We start from the raw sequence: 17,730 nt of genomic DNA on the forward strand, positions 1-17,730 counted from the left end.
CTGGACGCCGATGTCCACGACCTTCTGATCCGGACGGCCGGCCAGCGGGACGGGGCGGTAGCCGATCGCGACGAGGGCCTGCACGAACGCCGTCGGCATGTGGCCGGCGGAGGCGTTGAGGAAGAACAGCCCGGTGACCGGCTGCTCCCACAGCTCCTCGGCGTAGCGCTCGACGCGGTCCCAGCGCGGACGCTCCTCGGCGGTGGGCCTGCGGTTCAGCAGCGTGGTGCCGACCGTGGCGTCGATGTTCTCGCCGTCGACCAGCAGGTAGGTGCGACGCCCCGGCGCCTCGGCTTCCATGGGCGGTGACTCTACGCCGGGCGACGGCGGCGCGGGCCTCCCCGCGTCACGGCGCGCACGGCGGCGCACCCGCCCGCTCCCCTCGGTCACAGGCGAGAACCTACGCCAGCCCCTCGTGCGGTGACCGTCCCCGAGGCCCCTGTGGACTGGTCGCGGGCGCGAAGAATCACCTGAGCGCTCCTCAGGCAGTTCTTCGAATTCTTTGCGGCCCGCAACCAACACCGCGACGAGGGTCCGACGAATAACCCGTGACAGAACGTCACCCACTCACCTCGAGGACCTGATCATGAGCATCTCCACCGCCAAGCCCCGCACCCGCTTCCTGGCCGGCATCGCCGCCGCCGCCGTCCTCGCCGTCCCCCTCGCCGCGTGCGGCAGCAACAGCAGCGACAGCGCGAGCGCCTCGTCGTCGAGCTCGGCCTCGGCGTCGGCCCCCAAGCCCGTCGCCTCGATCGACGCGCTGTCGGGCGAGAGCACCGCGATCACGCTGGACACCGGCTTCACCGACGCCCTGACCGCGCTCAAGCTGACGCCCGGCACCGTGGGCGACGCGACGCTCGCCGACGGCGCCCTGAGCTTCCCGATCACCGGCGGCAACGTGACCGTCTTCAAGCCCGGCACCGTCTCGCCCTACGTCATCGGCCAGATCCAGCACGTCGGCTCGGGCCTGTCGCTCACCGCCGGCGACACCAAGGTCGAGCTGACCAACCTCAACGTCGACCCGGGCGTCTCGCGGGTCTACGGCGACGTGTCGGTCAACGGCAAGGTCGCAGCCCAGAGCGCGTACCTGTTCCAGCTCGACGGCCGCACGCTCAAGCCCCTCGAGACCCAGGGCGACACTGCCGTCCTCGAGGGCACCAAGGTCGAGATCTCGCCGGTCGCGGCGGACCTGCTGAACCAGACCTTCAAGACCGACGCCGTCAAGGCCGGCCTGCTGGTCGGCATCGCGAAGATCACCGTCAACACGACGCCCGCGAGCTGACGCTCCCCGTCTCCGGTGTCGCGGGTCGTGGTCCCCGCGGCACCGGACGCTCGCGTCCTGTCGGTGGCACGCCCTAGGTTCGGGCGCACGACACACACGGACGCAGGGAGCGGACATGAGCACGGTGACCACCAACCAGCCTCTCGGGACCCCCACCTGGATCGACCTCGGGGTGCCCGACCTCGACGCCGCCAAGGCCTTCTACGAGGCCCTGTTCGGGTGGCGGTACGAGACGGCGCCCGCCGAGCGCGGCCACTACACGACCTGCCTGCTGGACGACGGCAGACGGGTCGGCGCGCTCGCCCCGCAGGCCGAGCCCAGCGACGTCACCTACTGGAACGTCTACCTCGCCACGCCCGACTGCGACGCCACCGTCGCCCGCGCCGTGGCCGCGGGCGCCTCGGTCGACTTCGGCCCCGACGACCTCGGCGACCTCGGCCGGATGGCCGCGCTGCGCGACCCCGACGGGTTGCCCTTCGCGCTGTGGCAGGGCCGCGAGCACGTCGGGTGCGGCGCCGTCAACGAGCCGGCGGCGCTGCTGCGCAACGACCTCGTCGTGCCCGACGCGGCCAGGGCCCGCGAGTTCTACCCGGCGGTCTTCGACTTCACCCTCGACGTCAACGAGTTCCTCGGCGACGACGACTTCACCTTCCTGCGCCGCCCCGACGGCCACGAGGTGGGCGGCATCATCGGCGACCCCGACGTCCGGCGCCCCGGCTGGGACGTGCTGTTCCAGGTGGAGTCGGCCGACGAGTCCGTCGAGCGGGTGCTGGCCGCCGGCGGCAGCGTCGTCACCCCGGCGCACGACATGCCCTACGGCCGCCTCGCCACCGTCGCCGACCCGTTCGGCACCGAGCTGTCGCTCGGCCAGACGATCGCCCAGCACTGAGGCTCGCAGCACGCGCCGACGCCCCGCCGGACCGCGCGGTCCGACGGGGCGTCGAGGTCGTCGTCGATCAGGCGTCGGCGAGCGCCTGCATGTCGATCACGAAGCGGTAGCGCACGTCGCTCGCGACCACGCGCTCGTAGGCCTCGTCGACCGCCGTGGGCTCGGGCGGCAGCACCTCGACCTCCGAGCCGATGCCGTGCTCGGCGCAGAAGTCGAGCATCTCCTGGGTCTCGCGGATGCCACCGATCTTGGAGCCGGCGAGGCTGCGACGCATGCCGGCCAGGGAGAAGGCGTGGTAGCTGTCGGCGTCGGCGGGGATGCCCACGTTGACCATGGTGCCGTTCAGGCGCAGCAGCGACAGGTAGCGGTCCACCGGCAGCGTCGCCGCCACCGTGTTGACGATCAGGTCGAACGTGCCGCGCAGGTCCTTGAACGTCTGGCGGTCCTCGGTGGCGTGGTAGTGGTCGGCGCCCAGACGCAGCCCGTCCTCCTGCTTCTTGAGCGACTGGCTGAGCACGGTGACCTCGGCGCCCATCGCCGCAGCGATCTTGACGCCCATGTGGCCGAGTCCGCCCATGCCGACGATGGCGACCTTCTTGCCCGGGCCGGCACCCCAGTGGTGCAGCGGGGAGAACACCGTGATGCCGGCGCACAGCAGCGGCGCGGCCTCGTCGAGCGCGATGCCCTCGGGGATCTTGAGCGTGTAGTCCTCGTCCACCACGGTCTGCTTGCTGTAGCCGCCGTAGGTGTCGCCGCCCTCGTAGTAGCGGCCGTTGTACGTCGCCACCTCGCCCTTGAGGCAGTACTGCTCCTCGCCGGCCAGGCAGTTCTCGCACTCGCGGCACGAGTCGACGAAGCAGCCGACCCCGGCGTGGTCGCCCACCTGGAACCGGGTGACCTCGTCACCGACGGCCGTCACGACGCCGGCGATCTCGTGACCGGGCACCATCGGGAAGATGCCCTCGGCCCACTCGTCGCGCGCCTGGTGGATGTCGGAGTGGCAGATGCCGCAGTACGCGACGTCGATCAGCACGTCCTTCGGACCGACGTCTCGGCGCTCGATGGTGGTGACCTCGAACTTCTCGTTCGCGGCGGGGGTGGCGAGGGCGGTGACGGTCAACGTCATGAACGGGGTGCTCCTTGCGGTCGTGGTCTGGTCCGTCCTCGACGGTAGGGGCCGGTGGCCGCCCAGGCACGCCGAGCGCAGGTGGCGAGACTCACGCGGGTCGGGCGATGATCGGGCCATGCCTCCTGCACTCCACCTCACCGGCGACGACGCCGCCGACGCCCTGCTGTCCGACGACGACCTCGCGCTGCTGGTCGGCATGCTGCTCGACCAGCAGGTGCCGATGGAGACCGCGTTCGTCGGGCCGAAGAAGCTCGCCGACCGCCTCGGCTCGTTCGACGCCGGCGTGATCGCCGACCACGACCCCGAGGAGTTCGCGACGATCTGCGCCACCACCCCCGCGGTGCACCGGTACCCCGGGTCGATGGCGACCCGCATCCAGGCGCTCTGCGCCTATCTCGTCGAGCACCACGGCGGACGCGTCCAGGCGATCTGGACCGATGGCGACCCCGACGGCCGCGAGGTCCTCAAGCGCCTCAAGGCGCTGCCCGGCTTCGGCGACCAGAAGGCCCGGATCTTCCTCGCCCTGCTCGGCAAGCAGCGCGGCGTCACCCCCGACGGCTGGCGCGAGGCGGCCGGGGCGTACGGCGACGACGACGCGCGTCGCTCCATCGCCGACGTCGTCGACGCCGACACCCTCGGTCAGGTGCGGGCGTTCAAGAAGGAGCAGAAGGCGGCCGCCAGGGCAGCCAAGCAGTCCTAGGGCACGGCGGAGGTTTGCGACCCGCCGCTCGGGGGAACTAGGCGGGTACCGCTGCCGCCCGACGGACGGGTGGCCCGAAGGGAGCCCCTCCGTGCGACCACCCACACCCCTGAGGCGACGGGCACGATCCCCGCTCGCCGCCTTCACCCTGACCGTCGCCGCGCTGACCGGCGGCATGCTCGTCGCGCCCGGCGCCTCGGCCGAGGACGACACCACCGACCCCGAGGCCGCGCGGCTGAAGTCCGGCACGTCGAGCCTCGTCGTCGTCGACGCCACCTCCCAGAAGGAACGGTCGAAGGTGGCCGCCCTCGGCATCGACACCACCTCGAAGGTCACGCCCGACGGCCTGCAGGCCGTGCTCCACGGCCCCGCCGACGCCAAGGTCCTGCGTGAGGCGGGCTTCGACTTCACCGTGAAGGACGCCGACCTCGCGGCCACCGAGCGCAAGAACACCGCCGCCGACCGGGAGTACGCGCGGACGACCGCGCGCTCGCCGCTGCCCAGCGGACGCACGTCGTACCGCACCCTCGCCGACTACAACGCCGAGCTCACCAAGCTCGCCCGCACCTACCCCGACCTGGTCAAGCCGATCACGCTGAGGAACAAGTCGGTCGAGGGCCGGGCGGTCCGCGGCATCGAGATCACCACGAACGCCAAGAACACCGCCGACGGCAAGCCGGTCTTCCTCCAGATGGGCCTGCACCACGCCCGCGAGTGGCCCACCGGCGAGCACGTCATGGAGTACGCCTACGACCTGCTGCAGAACTACGAGAGCCGCTCGGGCGACGCCCGCGCCAAGCGCATCGTGGCCGGCTCGCGCACGATCATCGTCCCGGTGGTCAACCCCGACGGGTTCGACATCTCCCGCTCGGCCACGCCGCTCGGCAACTTCACCACGTTCGACTACGAGATGAAGCGCAAGAACTGCGCGATCTCGAAGAACACCCCGGCGGCCCTGCTCGGCGGCACCTGCGACGACAACCTCGCCGGACGTCTGCGCGGCACCGACCTGAACCGCAACTACCCCGGCTTCTGGGGCGGCAACGGCGCCTCGCCGATCTGGTCCAACGACACCTACCGCGGTGACGCGCCCGGCGGCGAGCCCGAGGTCGACAACATCCGTCGCCTCATCTCGCAGCGCCAGGTGGTCAGCCTGATCTCGAACCACACCTACTCCAACCTCGTGCTGCGCCCGCCGAGCCTGGCCTCCACCGGCCAGTCGCCCGACGAGCCCGCCTACGCGGCGCTCGGGCAGAAGCTCGTCGACGCCAACGGCTACACCAACCAGGCCTCGTACCAGCTGTACGACACCTCCGGCTCGACCGAGGACTGGAGCTACTGGAACACCGGCGGCTTCGGCTTCACCTTCGAGATCGGCGCCACCGAGTTCCACCCGCAGTACGAGGAGGGCGTCGTCGCCGAGTACCTCGGCCTGCAGCCCTCCCCGGGCGCGGGCACCGGTGGCAACCGCGAGGCCTACTACCAGATGTCGCTGGCGACCCTGGACAAGAAGCTGCACTCCACCCTCACCGGCCAGGCGCCCAAGGGCCACACGCTGAAGATCCGCAAGAACTTCGTCTCGCAGACCTCCGACGTGATCCGCCCCGACGGCTCCGAGGGTCCGTCGATCCCCTACGAGGACACGCTGACCAGCAGCTACGCCTCGAAGGGCGGCACCTTCACCTGGGCGGTCAACCCGTCCACCCGCCCGATCGTGGCGGGCCGTTACGGACGCGACCCGGTCGCGCCGCCGCAGGAGGGCGTCACCCTCACCAACCCCGCCGGCATCCCCGCCGTCGGCGCCACCGAGGAGTCGACGTTCACGATCAAGGGACAGCCCGAGGTCGACAACGGCACCGCCACCGTCTCGGTCGGCTGGCCGGGTCGCTCCGGTGACGAGGCCGTGGACTGGGACGTCGAGATCATCGGCCCCGACGGCGCCCCCGTCGCGTCCGCCGGCACGCTCGACAACCCGGAGGTGGCGACGCTCGTCGACCCCAAGCCCGGCGAGTACACCGTGCGCGTGACCAACTACGCCGGCGGCGCCGCGGCGACGGACTGGGCCGGCACCGTGGCCTTCCGCTCCCCCGACCCGCCGTCGTACTCGGGCATCAAGGAGTCGTGGACGCTCACCTGCGTCAAGGACTCCAACGGCAAGGTCGTGACGACGCGCGACGTCGTCGTCGACCGCGGCAAGACCCGCAACCTCGGAGGTGTCTGCAACCGCGCGCAGGCCAAGCGCTGAGCCACACCCCCACCACCGGGCCCCGTCGGTCGCACGACCGGCGGGGTCCGGTGCGTCCGGCACCGGGACGTCGCCGGCGGGTCGTACCCTCGTCGGGTGATCCCGCCCGTCATGGCCCGTCTCGTGGCCGTCGCCGCGGTCATGGCGCTCGTGCTCACCGGGTGCGTCACCGCCACCGGCACCCCCGACGAGCCGCAGGACCGTCCCACCCGCGGCGTCGCCACGACCTCGTCCCGCTCGGCCCCGGTCGACGCGGACGCCCGCCGCACCCTGGCGTCGATGAGCCTGTCGCAGCGGGTCGGCCAGCTGCTCATGACGGGCACCGCGGCACGGCGCACCGACCCCCGCGCGCTCCGTGCCGTCACCCGCCACCACGTCGGCAACGTGATGCTCACCGGCCGCAGCCGGCGCGGCGTGGCCGCCACGGCACGGGTGTCCGCCCGGATGCAGTCCCGGGCCACCCGTGCGGCCACCGACGGCGTGCCGCTGCTCGTGGCCACCGACCAGGAGGGTGGCGCGGTCCAGGTGCTCACGGGCCGCGGGTTCTCCACGATGCCGTCGGCGCTGCGGCAGGGACGCCGCTCGTCCACCGCCCTGCGCGCCGACGCCCGGCACTGGGGTCGGCAGCTGCGCAGGGCCGGCGTCACGATGAACCTCGGACCGGTGCTCGACACGGTGCCCCGCGGCACCGCTCGCACCAACCTGCCCATCGGCGCCAAGAAGCGGCACTACGGCACGTCCACCACGCGCGTCGCCACCCGTGGCACGGCCTTCGCGCAGGGCATGCGCCAGGTCGGCGTCGTCCCGGTGGCCAAGCACTTCCCGGGCCTCGGCCGGGTCACCGCGAACACCGACACCACGCGCCGGGTCGTCGACCGCCGCACCCGCAGGCACGACCCCTACCTGCGACCTTTCCGCACCGCCGTCGACGCCGGCGTGCCCGTCGTGATGATGTCGTCGGCGGTCTACACCCGGATCGACCCCGACCACGCGGCGGCGTTCTCGCCCACCGTCATCGGCTCGGTGCTGCGCGGCGACCTCGGCTTCGGCGGCGTCGTGATGTCCGACGACCTGTCCAACGCCCGCGCCGTCGGCCACCTGGCCGTCGGCGAGCGGGCCACCCGGTTCGTCGGCGCCGGCGGCGACCTCGTGCTGGCGATCGACCCGGCCGACGCCGGCCCCATGCACCGGGCGCTGCTGCGCAGGGCCCGCTCCGACGCGCGGTTCCGCGCCAAGGTCGACGCCGCGGCGCTGCGGGTGCTCACGCTCAAGCAGCAGCAGTGAACGACGACGCCGTCGAGCGGCTCGAGGCCCGGCTCGACGCCGCGCGCCGGCGGCTCGCCGACCTGCGGCGCGAGCACGACGCCGTCGTCGCCGCCTCCCGCGACTCCAACGCCGACGACGAGCACGACCCCGAGGGCGCCACCATCGCCTTCGAGCGGGCGCAGGTCGACGCCCTCACCGCGGCCACGCGGGCCGAGCTCGCGCGGCTCGAGCAGGCCCGCTCCCGCGTCGACGACGGCACCTACGGGCGGTGCGAGACGTGCGGCGAGCCGATCGGCGACGAGCGGCTCGAGGCCCGCCCGGGCGCCACCCGGTGCGTGCGGTGCGAGGCCTTGTCAGGGCGCCGTCCCCCGCGTTGACTACGGGCATGCCATTGATCGGAGAGTACGAGCCCAGCCCGAGCGAGTGGGTCCGCAACCAGGTCGAGCAGTACGAGTCGTCCGGCGGCACCGAGGGCACGACGATGCGGGACAGGCCCGTCATCATCCTCACCACCGTGGGCGCCAGGTCGGGCAAGATCCGCAAGACGCCGCTGATGCGGGTCGAGCACGACGGCGCCTACGCCGTGGTGGCGTCCAAGGGCGGCGCCGACACGCACCCCGTCTGGTACCACAACGTCGTCGCCGACCCGCACGTCGAGCTGCAGGACGGCCCGGTGCGCCAGGACATGACCGCCCGCGAGGTCACCGGCGACGAGCGCGCCACGTGGTGGGAGCGCGCGGTCGAGGCCTGGCCCGACTACGCCGACTACGCCACCAAGACCGACCGGCTGATCCCGGTGTTCGTCGTCGAGCCGCAGCGGCCCTGACTCACAGCGGCCAGGAGGTCCCCGTCAGCTTCTCCGACAGCGCCCACAGGTCGCGGGCGACGTCGGGGTCGCTGGCGGCGGGCGAGCGACCGACCAGGGTGGGCGCACCGCTCTGCGTGAGGCCGTCGGGTCCGACGTAGCTCGCGCCGGGCAGGTCCTTCACCGCCGCGAACACCGTGGGGCGGGCGCCGTCCTCGTCGCTCACGGCCACCACCTTGTTGGCGATGCCCATGGCGAGGTGCTGCAGCCGGTTGCCGGTCTGCGACTGCAGGTTCGTCGCGGCGTACCCGGGGTGCGCCGCGAACGCCCGCACCGCCGACCCGGACGCCCGCAGGCGGTTCTCCAGCTCGAGCGTGAACAGCAGGTTGGCGAGCTTGGACTGGCCATAGGCCTTCCAGGGCGAGTACTCCTTGCGCTCCCAGCTGAGGTCGTCGAGGTCGATCGTCCCGAGACGGTGGGCGCCGGACGACACCGTGACGACGCGGTCGGTGATCTGGGGCAGCAGCCGGTTGGTGAGCGCGAGGTGGCCCAGGTGGTTGGTGCCGATCTGGGTCTCGAAGCCGTCGGTGGTGCGGCTCTTGGGCACCGCCATCACGCCGGCGTTGTTGACGAGCACGTCGATCGGGCCGTCGAGGGCGTCGGCGAACATCTGCACCGACTCCAGGTCGGTCAGGTCGAGGCGACGGGTCTCGACGGTGCCGGGCATCGTCCGGGCGACGCGCTCGCCCTTAGCGAGGTCGCGGACGGCGAGCACCACGCGCGCGCCGGCGCGGGCCAGCTCACGGGCGGTCACCGTCCCGATGCCCGAGCTGGCGCCCGTGACGACGACGGTGCGGCCGGTCTGGTCGGGGACGACGTCCTTGAAGGTCATGCCTCCACGCTACGGACGGTCCGGTGAGGCCGCCTCCCGGGCGACGGCGCGCTCGTCGACGAGGTCGTCGACCGCAACGCCCCGGAAGCGCTTGTAGCTGTAGACGATCAGCACGAACGCCACGATGCCCGACACGATCATCGACACGCCGGCGCCCCAGCCGCCGACGAGCCACCAGGACTCGCGCAGCGGCCACCAGCCGGGTGCCGGCGGCTGCACGATCCACAGCGCACCGACGGCCATCACGGCCGTCGCGCTGATCGAGCTGGCGACGATCCGGGGCCAGGTCTTGACGCCCTCGGCCGCGGCCTCGAACGCCCGCCGCTTGACGGGCTCGAGCTTGCGCTCGGCCCACTCGTTCTCCTGCGCCAGGATCGCCATGCCGGCGAACATCATGAGCAGTCCGGGTCCGGGCAGCACCAGCGCGGCCACGCCGACCACCAGCAGCAGCCAGCCGACGGCCTGCAGGCCGATCCGCCGCCCCCATCCGGCGACGCCCCTCACCGCTCCCCCTCGTGCATGCCACCAGCATGCCAGGCGGCCCCAGTCGCGAAAGCCCCAGAACGCACGAGACGGGACACGCCACCGAGGTGACGTGCCCCGCACCGAGCGGGCCGGACCGTCTCAGACGAGCGTGGCCGACAGCGTGATGGTGGCGGCCGCGAGGACCTTGCTGACCGGGCAGGTGCGCTCGGCCTCAGCGGCGATCTCCTGGAACCTGGCGTCGTCGACACCGGGGATCGACGCCTGCAGGGTGAGCGCGATGTCGGTGATCGCGAGCCCGCCGTCGACCTGCTTCAGGGTGACCTTGGACGTCACGGCGAGCTGGTCGGCGGTGAGGTCGGCCTGCTTGAGGTGGCCCGCGAGGTTCATCGCGAAGCAGCCGGAGTGGGCGGCCGCGATGAGCTCCTCGGGGTTGGTCTGCTCCGAGGCCGCGTCGTTGGCGCGCGACGGGTACGAGATGGTGAACTCGCCCGCCTTGGAGTCGTCGAGGGTGACGTGTCCGGAGCCGGACTCGATGTCGCCGGTCCAGGTGGTCGAGGCGTGGCGTGCGGGCATGGGGTTCCTCCAGGAGGTCGGGATCGGGGGTCGGTCCCGACCCTAGGACCGCTTCGCCGCGGACGCCCGCCGGAGCTCAGCCACCGACGACCGACGCGCGTCCGTCCTCGCGGCGCGACGCCCAGGCGCCGAGGTCGAGCGCCTCCATCGGCTTGCCCAGCAGGTAGCCCTGCCAGCTGAGCCGCCGGAACGACGCCGGGTCGACCCGTTGCCGGATCACGTCGATCTGCGTGGCCCGCTCGATCCCCTCGACCACCATCTGCAGGCCCAGCGCCTCGCCCATCGCGATCACGGACGCCAGCAGCTCGGCGTTGCGCTCGTCGCGGTCGATCGACCCGGAGAAGAGCCGGTCGAGCTTGAAGCCCTGGACGGGCAGCTTCATCAGGTAGCCCAGGGAGGAGAAGCCGACCCCGAAGTCGTCGACGTGGAACGCGACGCCGTGGTCGATCATCTCCTCCATCACCGCCGAGGCGATCACCTCGTCGCTCATCGCCTCGGTCTCGGTGATCTCCAGGATCAGCGGGTGCGTGTCGAGGCGGTGCTGCATGGCGAACACGGCCTCGACGAACGAGTCGGTGCTCAGCTGCAGGGCCGAGATGTTGACCGCGATCGAGACGGCCGGTGCGAGCGAGCGGTCGAGCACCGGCAGGTCGGCGGCCACCGTGTCGAGCACCAGCTCGCCGAGCGGCTGGATGAGGTTGGCCTCCTCGGCGATCGGGATGAACACGTCGGGCGGGATGGTCTCGCCCTCGAGCTTCCAGCGGGTGAGGGCCTCGACGCCGACGAGCCGGCCGTCGCCGGCGCTGATCACGGGCTGGTAGACGACGGACAGCTCGCGCGTGTCGATGGCCCGACGCAGGTGGTCGACCATCTCGAGCGCGCGGACGCGGGCGGTGCCCATCAGCGGGTGGTACTCCACCAGGCGGTCGCGGCCGCTGCGCTTGGCGTCGTACATGGCGATGTCGGCGTTGCGCACCAGCTGGTCGGCGGTGTGTGTGCCGTTGGAGTACGCGACGCCGACGCTCACGCTGATCACGACGTCGGTGCCGTCGAAGTCGATCGGACGGCCCACCGCCGAGCGCAGCGTCTGGGCGATCCGCTCGGCACCGATGTCGCTGGACCCGTCGACCAGGGCGGCGAACTCGTCGCCGCCGAGGCGGGCCAGCACCATGTCAGGCGGCAGCGTCGTGCGCAGGCGCCGCGCCACCTCGACCAGCACGGCGTCGCCGGCCTCGTGGCCGAACTGGTCGTTGATCTTCTTGAAGCCGTCGAGGTCGCAGAAGAGCACGGCGCAGCGCCCGGGACGACGTCCGACGCGCACCAGCGCGTGCTCGACCTCGCGCAGGAAGACCGAGCGGTTGGTGAGGGAGGTGAGCGCGTCGTGCTGGGCGTTGAAGGTCAGCTCGCGGGTCATGCGCACGCGGCTCAGCGCCTCCTCGCCCTGCTGGACGATGTTGCTGAGCGCCTCGGTGTTGGTGAGCGTGCTGGCCTTGGGGCCGCGGTTCTCGTCGAGCACCAGCCACATGACGCGCTCGTCGCAGATCAGCGGGCGGCCCACCTCGCGCACGCCCGGCGGCTCGGCCCGCAGCCCGGCGATGCCGTTCTTGCCGAACGTGGCCACGCCCCGGGCGATCTCGGCGACCACCTGCTCCTGGGTGCGGGCGGTGTGCACGGCCCGGGCGATGTCGAACAGCACGCTCAGGCGGCGGGCGGTCTCGCGCTCGCGGGTGAGGGAGCGCACGGCGAGCACGATGATGACGAGCGGGGCCGCGAACAGGGCCAGGTACCCCGGGGAGGTCGAGCGCTCGACGACGTAGGCGAGGACACCGACGGAGTTGACGCCCATGAAGACCATGAAGAGCGTGATGGACTCGCGCACCCGTCCACGGTCGGGCGAGCTCGCCGAGGCCTCGCTCTCCAGGTCGATCGAGACGACCGAGGTGACGACGTCGACCGCGTAGTAGGCCGCGAACGCGACCACCACGGCCGCGACCGTGCGCAGGAGGTCGTCGGGGTCGGGCCCGCGCAGCGCGTCGACGACGAGCACGGCCACCGCGCCGGCGGTGATGGTGACCGAGGCGTTGAAGATCTTGTAGCGCGAGCGCCACGGCACGAGCTGCGACGCGAGCACGCCGACGCACCACACCAGCAGCGCGAGGTGCGGCTGCAGCGCCAGCGAGGCGAAGACGAGGACGACCGCCTCCAGGCCGATGACGAGCCAGGAGTCGTAGCGGTCGAGGTAGAGCGGCGTGGCGCTCATCGCGACGATCAGCACGATCGCCACCAGCCACCACGGCGACAGGCCGGCGACGCCGTCCTCGACGACGCCGACGCCCACGAAGACCACCGTGACCAGCGCGATGACGACCAGGACGCCCTCCAGCACGCGGCTCCAGGAGCGGCGCGTCACGTGGCACCACCCGGGGTCGCCGCGCGGCCGCGGGCGCGACCGGGTTGACTGTGCGCCGTGAGAAGCAGCAGGCGGACCAAGGCCAGTGACGTCGTCGAGCTCGTCGAGGAGGTGCTCGGCATCAGGCTCCCGGTACGCGTGCGCGTGTGGGACGGCAGCGAGGCCGGTGCCCCCGCGGGCCCCGGCGTCCCCGTCGTGCTCGTCCGGTCCAGGCGCGCGCTGCGGCACGTCGTCTGGCAGCCCGGCGAGCTGGGGGTGGCGCGCGCGTACGTGCGCGGCGACCTCGACGTCGAGGGAGACCTCGCCGACGCGCTGCGGCTGATGTGGAGGACGGTGCGCGAGGCGCGCGAGCGCGATCCCGAGGCGGGACGCGTCCGGCTCGGCCCGCGACGGATCGCACGCGGAGCGCGCGTGGCGCTACGCATGGGGGCACTCGGACCGAAGCCCGCACGCCCCACGTCGGAGTCCAGGCTCTCGGGCGTCAAGCACACCCGTGAGCGGGACCGCGCGGCCATCTCCCACCACTACGACCTCTCGAACGACTTCTACGCGCTGATCCTAGACCCGGCAATGGCGTATTCGAGCGCATTCTGGACACGTCAGCCCGCCGCCGACTACGGGCTGGTCGAGGCCCAGCAGGACAAGCTCGACCTGGTCTGCCGCAAGCTCGACCTCAAGCCGGGCGGACGGATGCTCGACATCGGCTGCGGCTGGGGCTCGCTGTCGCTTCACGCCGCCGAGCACTACGGCGTCCACGTCACCGGCGTGACGCTCTCGGCCGAGCAGCGCGACTTCGTCATCGCGCGTGCGGCCGAGCGCGGCCTGTCCGACAAGGTCGACGTCAGCCTCAAGCACTTCCGCGACCTCGAGGCGAGCGGCGTCGACGCCGTCGCGTCGCTCGAGATGGGCGAGCACGTCGGCGACGCCGAGTACGTCGACTTCTGCTCCTCGATCGAGCGCTACCTGCGCCCGGGCGGCCGCGTGCTGATTCAGCAGATGTCGCGCGGCCACGACGCCCCCGGCGGCGGGCCGTTCATCGAGACCTACATCGCGCCCGACATGCACATGAAGCCGATCGCCAAGACCATCGGCCTGATCGCGGCCCCGGGCCTGGAGATCCGCGACGTCCAGGCGATGCGCGAGCACTACCCGCTGACCGTCGAGGCCTGGGCGCAGGCGCTCGAGGACCACTGGGAGGAGGCCTGCCGCATGGTCGGCGAGGAGACCGCCCGCGTGTGGCGCCTCTACCTGGCCGGTGGGTCGCTGGCGTTCGAGGAGAACCGCATGGGCGTCGACCAGATCCTGGCCGTCAAGCCCACCACGGCCGGGCGCAGCGAGATGCCGTCGAGCCCGCTGGCCTGGCTCGACGAGCAGTAGGACGCCGACGTGGGCAACGACCTCGGGCAGTCCGGCGTCACCCTGGCCGCGGGGCTGGTCGCGATCGTCGTCCTGATGGGCGTCACGATGCTGTGGGCGGTGCGCCGCCGCCACCTCAGCGTCGTCGACACCCTGTGGGGCCTCGGCTTCGTGGTGGTCGCGGTCGTCGCGGCCGTCGCGGTGCCCGGCGTGGACGGCGACCCCCTCGCGCGCTGGCTGCTGCTCGTGCTGCCCGGGGTGTGGGGCCTGCGCCTCGCCTGGCACCTGCACCGCCGCAACTCCGGCAAGCCCGAGGACCCGCGCTACGTCGACCTCGTCGAGCGCTCGGGCGGCGAGGGCGACCTCGTGCGCATCGCGGCGGCCAAGGTGTTCGGCCCGCAGGCGCTGGTGATGTTCCTCGTCGCGACCCCGCTGATGGTCGGCGTCAACAACGACCACCTGCCCGTGTGGCTCGCCGTCCTCGGCGCGCTCGTGTGGCTCGTCGGGTTCGTCTTCGAGTCCGTCGGCGACGCCCAGCTGGCCGCGTTCAAGGCCGACCCGCAGAACCAGGGCCAGGTCATGGACCGCGGCCTGTGGCGCTACACCCGGCACCCGAACTACTTCGGCGACGCCTGCGTCTGGTGGGGCATCTGGCTCGTCGCGGCCTCGTCCTGGGCCGGCCTGGTCACCGTGGTCGGCCCGCTCGCCATGACGTACTTCCTGGCGGGCAAGACCGGCAAGCCCCTCACCGAGGCGTCGATGTCACGCTCCAAGCCCGGCTACGCCGACTACGTCCGCCGCACCTCGGGCTTCCTCCCCCTCCCGCCCCGCGGCTGACCCTCGGCACGCCCCACCGCCGAGTGGCGCAAGTTCGGGGTCGACACGCGCGATCCGGCCCGGATCTGCGCCACTCGGGCCTGGTTTTGCGCCACTCGGCGGGAGAGGGAGGGGCTGGGCCGAGCGGCTGGCGTCGAGGCGAGCGGCGCTACGGGGTGGTCACGAAGATGTGCGCGGCCAGGTCGTGGTCGATCTCGGCGGTCTCGCCACCGCGGGCGACGGCGATGGTGTCGAGGTTGCCCGAGGCGAGGACGTCGTTGCCGGGCAGGACGCCGACGCGGCGGAGCACCGACATCGCCGAGGTGTCCTTCTGCAGCTCCTCGCCGATGCGGCGGACCATCAGGCGGACGGGCTCGCCGCGTCCCTCGATGGCCTGGGTGAGGTGGGTGACGCCGGCCAGGAAGCCCTCGGGCTCGGCGGCCTCGCCCAGCTCGTCCAGGCCGGGGATCGGGGTGCCGTAGGGCGACTCGGTGGGGTGCGAGAGCAGCTCGACCAGGCGCAGCTCGACCTGCTCGGAGATGACGTGCTCCCAGCGGCAGGCCTCCTCGTGCACGAACTCGATGTCGAGCCCGATCACATCGGTGAGCAGGCGCTCGGCGAGGCGGTGCTTGCGCATGACGCGGGTCGCGAGCGAGCGTCCGCGGTCGGACAGCTCGAGGTGACGGTCGCCCTCGACGCTCAGCAGGCCGTCGCGCTCCATGCGGGCGACGGTCTGGCTGACGGTGGGTCCGCTCTGGTGCAGACGCTCGGCGATCCGGGCCCGGAGGGGGACGATCCCCTCCTCCTCCAGCTCGAAGATCGTGCGGAGGTACATCTCGGTGGTGTCGATCAGGTCGCTCACGACACCATTCTCCCCCACGGCGGGCACCGGAGACCAACTGAGGCCACGATGGTGCGATGGCGACCTCGGTGATGTGGTTCCGGCGCGACCTGCGCCTCTCCGACAACCCGGCGCTCGGCGCCGCGAAGGACGCGGGCGACGAAGGGGTGGTGCCCCTGTTCGTCCTCGACGACCGGCTGTGGGAGCCCGCGGGCCCGTCGCGTCGGGCGTACCTGGCGGCGAGCCTGTCCGACCTGTCCGAGCGCGTCGGCGGCATGCACGTGGTGCACGGCGACCCGGTGCAGGAGGTGGTGCGCGTCGCGCGCCAGGCGGGCGCGTCGACGGTCCACGTCGCCGCCGACTACGCCCCGTACGGCTCCGAGCGCGACCAGGCCGTCGAGAAGGCGCTGGCCGAGCACGACGTCGAGCTCGTGCGCACCGGCTCGCCCTACGCGGTGGCGCCCGGACGCGTGCTCAAGGGCGACGGCACGCCGTTCAAGGTCTACACGCCGTTCAACCGGGCCTGGAAGGAGCACGGCTGGCGCGCACCGGCCGCCGACGTCCGCGACGTGCCGTGGCTGCGACCGGAGGGGCGCACCCACCAGATCCCGGACGTGACGCTGCCCGACGGCCTCGAGCTGCGCACCGCGGGCGAGGCCGCCGCCCGCAAGCAGTGGCGCGACTGGATCGACCCGGGCCTGGCCGAGTACGACGACACGCGCAACGACCCCGGCGCCGACCGCACGTCGCGCATGTCGGTGCACCTGAAGTGGGGCGAGATCCACCCCCGCACGATGCTCGCCGACATCGCCGAGCACCACTCCGAGGGCGCCGACGCGTACCAGCGCGAGATCTGCTTCCGCGAGTTCTACGCCGACGTCCTGCACCACAACCCCCACACGGCCCGCGAGTACTACAACCCCCAGTTCGCCGGCATGACGTACGACAAGCCCGGGGACGACCTCGAGGCGTGGAAGCAGGGACGCACCGGCTTCCCGGTCGTCGACGCCGGTCTGCGCCAGCTGCGGGCCGAGGGCTGGATGCACAACCGGGTGCGGATGATCGTCGCCAGCTTCCTGGTCAAGGACCTGCACCTGGAGTGGCAGCTCGGTGCGCGCCACTTCCTGCACTGGCTCGTCGACGGCGACCTCGCGTCCAACCAGCACGGCTGGCAGTGGATGGCCGGCTGCGGCACCGACGCCGCCCCGTACTTCCGGATCTTCAACCCGACCACCCAGGGCAAGAAGTTCGACCCCGACGGCGCGTACGTCCGCCGCTACGTGCCCGAGCTGGCCGACGTCGACGCCAAGAAGATCCACGAGCCGTGGACGCTCGACGACGGCCCGCCGAACGGGTACCCGCCCCCGCTGGTCGACCACAAGGAGGAGCGCGTCGAGTCGCTGGAGCGTTACCAGGCCATCAAGTGACGCACGCCGTCGCAGGTGCGACGATCGCCCGATGATCCAGCCCGAGCTGACGATGGTGCCCGCCCGCTTCAACGGTCCGAACCGCTCGGGCAACGGCGGGTGGGTGTCGGGCCACGTCGCCGCGCGGCTCACGTCGCGGACGGGTGCCGACACCGTCACCGTCACCCTGCGGCAGCCGCCGCCCCTGGAGACCGCGCTCACCTGGCAGGACGGACGCGACGCCGTGACGCTGCTGCACGAGGGGGCCGTCGTCGGCGAGGCCGCACCCGGGGCGTTCGACGACGACGCGCCCGCCGCGGTCACGCACGCCGTCGCCGAGCAGGCCCGCGCCGACTTCGAGGGCTACCACGACCACCCGTTCCCGCGGTGCTTCACGTGCGGCTCGGACCGGCACGACGGCGACGGGCTGCGCCTGTTCTCCGGCCCGGTCGGCGACGGCCGGATGGCGGCCACCTGGACGCCCCACGCCGCGTTCTGCGACGACGACGGCACGCTGACCCCCGAGTCCTTCTGGGCGGCGCTGGACTGCCCCGGCGGCTGGGCCGCCGGCATCAAGGCGAGCCCGATGGTGCTCGGACGGATGACCGCCCGCCTCGACGAGGCGCCACGGGCC

At 72.4% G+C, this 17,730-nt stretch carries 17 protein-coding genes and 1 pseudogene; 11 read left to right on the forward strand and 7 right to left on the reverse strand.

Features of this window, described 5'->3' with window-relative positions; genetic code table 11:
• Positions 1–300: pseudogene (locus ACI6PP_RS19905) on the reverse strand (NYN domain-containing protein); the annotation flags it as partial.
• A gap of 286 nt (positions 301–586) precedes the next feature.
• Between ACI6PP_RS19905 and ACI6PP_RS19910 the strand changes: the two are divergent.
• Both ACI6PP_RS19910 and ACI6PP_RS19915 read left to right on the forward strand, forming a co-directional pair.
• Positions 587–1,282 (forward strand): hypothetical protein, encoded by a 696-nt coding sequence (locus ACI6PP_RS19910; RefSeq protein WP_421113389.1) that lies wholly within the window; start codon positions 587–589, stop codon positions 1,280–1,282.
• Positions 1,283–1,397: 115 nt separating this feature from the next.
• The gene (locus ACI6PP_RS19915; RefSeq protein WP_421113390.1) at positions 1,398–2,171 is read left to right on the forward strand and encodes a VOC family protein; all 774 of its coding nucleotides are present in this window, start codon (positions 1,398–1,400) and stop codon (positions 2,169–2,171) included.
• Positions 2,172–2,238: 67 nt separating this feature from the next.
• On the opposite strand, the gene ACI6PP_RS19920 is transcribed toward ACI6PP_RS19915, so the two are convergent.
• Complete coding sequence (locus ACI6PP_RS19920; protein WP_421113391.1) at positions 2,239–3,297, reverse strand: NAD(P)-dependent alcohol dehydrogenase; 1,059 nt, start codon at positions 3,295–3,297, stop codon at positions 2,239–2,241.
• A 118-nt stretch (positions 3,298–3,415) separates the two neighbouring features.
• Here ACI6PP_RS19920 and ACI6PP_RS19925 point away from each other — a divergent pair, with 118 nt between their 5' ends.
• From ACI6PP_RS19925 to ACI6PP_RS19945, 5 genes are all read left to right on the forward strand, one after another.
• Complete coding sequence (locus tag ACI6PP_RS19925; RefSeq protein WP_421113392.1) at positions 3,416–4,000, forward strand: HhH-GPD-type base excision DNA repair protein; 585 nt, start codon at positions 3,416–3,418, stop codon at positions 3,998–4,000.
• A gap of 91 nt (positions 4,001–4,091) precedes the next feature.
• Positions 4,092–6,245 (forward strand): M14 family metallopeptidase, encoded by a 2,154-nt coding sequence (locus tag ACI6PP_RS19930; protein WP_421113393.1) that lies wholly within the window; start codon positions 4,092–4,094, stop codon positions 6,243–6,245.
• Between the two features lie 96 nt (positions 6,246–6,341).
• Positions 6,342–7,529: a glycoside hydrolase family 3 N-terminal domain-containing protein gene (locus ACI6PP_RS19935; protein ID WP_421113394.1), complete on the forward strand. Its 1,188-nt coding sequence runs from the start codon at positions 6,342–6,344 to the stop codon at positions 7,527–7,529.
• The gene (locus ACI6PP_RS19940; protein ID WP_421113395.1) at positions 7,526–7,888 is read left to right on the forward strand and encodes a TraR/DksA family transcriptional regulator; all 363 of its coding nucleotides are present in this window, start codon (positions 7,526–7,528) and stop codon (positions 7,886–7,888) included. The genes ACI6PP_RS19935 and ACI6PP_RS19940 overlap by 4 nt, the downstream gene beginning before the upstream one ends.
• Before the next feature lie 8 nt (positions 7,889–7,896).
• On the forward strand, positions 7,897–8,337 hold the full coding sequence (locus tag ACI6PP_RS19945) for a nitroreductase family deazaflavin-dependent oxidoreductase (RefSeq protein ID WP_421113396.1): 441 nt from the start codon (positions 7,897–7,899) through the stop codon (positions 8,335–8,337).
• Between the two features lies 1 nt (position 8,338).
• Here the strand turns inward: ACI6PP_RS19945 and ACI6PP_RS19950 are convergent, their stop codons facing one another.
• The 4 genes from ACI6PP_RS19950 to ACI6PP_RS19965 all read right to left on the reverse strand — a co-directional run bounded on the left by ACI6PP_RS19950 (position 8,339) and on the right by ACI6PP_RS19965 (position 12,677).
• On the reverse strand, positions 8,339–9,208 hold the full coding sequence (locus ACI6PP_RS19950; protein WP_421113397.1) for an oxidoreductase: 870 nt from the start codon (positions 9,206–9,208) through the stop codon (positions 8,339–8,341).
• 9 nt (positions 9,209–9,217) lie between these two features.
• Positions 9,218–9,712, reverse strand: a complete 495-nt coding sequence (locus ACI6PP_RS19955) for a PGPGW domain-containing protein (protein ID WP_421113398.1) — start codon at positions 9,710–9,712, stop codon at positions 9,218–9,220.
• 120 nt (positions 9,713–9,832) lie between these two features.
• Positions 9,833–10,267 (reverse strand): OsmC family peroxiredoxin, encoded by a 435-nt coding sequence (locus ACI6PP_RS19960; RefSeq protein WP_421113399.1) that lies wholly within the window; start codon positions 10,265–10,267, stop codon positions 9,833–9,835.
• Between the two features lie 76 nt (positions 10,268–10,343).
• Positions 10,344–12,677 carry a putative bifunctional diguanylate cyclase/phosphodiesterase gene (locus ACI6PP_RS19965; RefSeq protein WP_421113400.1) on the reverse strand — a complete coding sequence of 778 codons (2,334 nt, stop codon included), beginning with the start codon at positions 12,675–12,677 and terminating at the stop codon, positions 10,344–10,346.
• A 57-nt stretch (positions 12,678–12,734) separates the two neighbouring features.
• On the opposite strand from ACI6PP_RS19965, the gene ACI6PP_RS19970 reads away from it, so the two are divergent.
• Both ACI6PP_RS19970 and ACI6PP_RS19975 read left to right on the forward strand, forming a co-directional pair.
• Positions 12,735–14,054, forward strand: a complete 1,320-nt coding sequence (locus ACI6PP_RS19970; protein ID WP_421113402.1) for a class I SAM-dependent methyltransferase — start codon at positions 12,735–12,737, stop codon at positions 14,052–14,054.
• 9 nt (positions 14,055–14,063) lie between these two features.
• Positions 14,064–14,870 carry a DUF1295 domain-containing protein gene (locus ACI6PP_RS19975; RefSeq protein ID WP_421113403.1) on the forward strand — a complete coding sequence of 269 codons (807 nt, stop codon included), beginning with the start codon at positions 14,064–14,066 and terminating at the stop codon, positions 14,868–14,870.
• A gap of 148 nt (positions 14,871–15,018) precedes the next feature.
• Here ACI6PP_RS19975 and ACI6PP_RS19980 read toward each other — a convergent pair whose 3' ends face one another.
• A complete protein-coding gene (locus ACI6PP_RS19980) occupies positions 15,019–15,711 on the reverse strand; it encodes an iron-dependent transcriptional repressor DtxR (RefSeq protein ID WP_421113404.1) in 693 nt (230 codons plus the stop codon).
• A 56-nt stretch (positions 15,712–15,767) separates the two neighbouring features.
• On the opposite strand from ACI6PP_RS19980, the gene ACI6PP_RS19985 reads away from it, so the two are divergent.
• Complete coding sequence (locus tag ACI6PP_RS19985; RefSeq protein WP_421113405.1) at positions 15,768–17,117, forward strand: cryptochrome/photolyase family protein; 1,350 nt, start codon at positions 15,768–15,770, stop codon at positions 17,115–17,117.
• 31 nt (positions 17,118–17,148) lie between these two features.
• A partial coding sequence (locus tag ACI6PP_RS19990; protein ID WP_421113406.1) for a hypothetical protein occupies positions 17,149–17,730 on the forward strand: 582 nt, incomplete at its 3' end.

Source organism: Solicola agrisoli, assembly GCF_049059935.1.
Classification (GTDB): Bacteria; Actinomycetota; Actinomycetes; order Propionibacteriales; family Nocardioidaceae; genus JAURVT01.

Coding starts and splice junctions, on each gene's coding strand:
- ACI6PP_RS19910 (WP_421113389.1), top strand. CDS start 587: ATGAGCATCTCCACCGCCAAGCCCCGCACCCGCTTCCTGGCCGGCATC.
- ACI6PP_RS19915 (WP_421113390.1), top strand. CDS start 1,398: ATGAGCACGGTGACCACCAACCAGCCTCTCGGGACCCCCACCTGGATC.
- ACI6PP_RS19920 (WP_421113391.1), bottom strand. CDS start 3,297: ATGACGTTGACCGTCACCGCCCTCGCCACCCCCGCCGCGAACGAGAAG.
- ACI6PP_RS19925 (WP_421113392.1), top strand. CDS start 3,416: ATGCCTCCTGCACTCCACCTCACCGGCGACGACGCCGCCGACGCCCTG.
- ACI6PP_RS19945 (WP_421113396.1), top strand. CDS start 7,897: ATGCCATTGATCGGAGAGTACGAGCCCAGCCCGAGCGAGTGGGTCCGC.
- ACI6PP_RS19950 (WP_421113397.1), bottom strand. CDS start 9,208: ATGACCTTCAAGGACGTCGTCCCCGACCAGACCGGCCGCACCGTCGTC.
- ACI6PP_RS19960 (WP_421113399.1), bottom strand. CDS start 10,267: ATGCCCGCACGCCACGCCTCGACCACCTGGACCGGCGACATCGAGTCC.
- ACI6PP_RS19985 (WP_421113405.1), top strand. CDS start 15,768: ATGGCGACCTCGGTGATGTGGTTCCGGCGCGACCTGCGCCTCTCCGAC.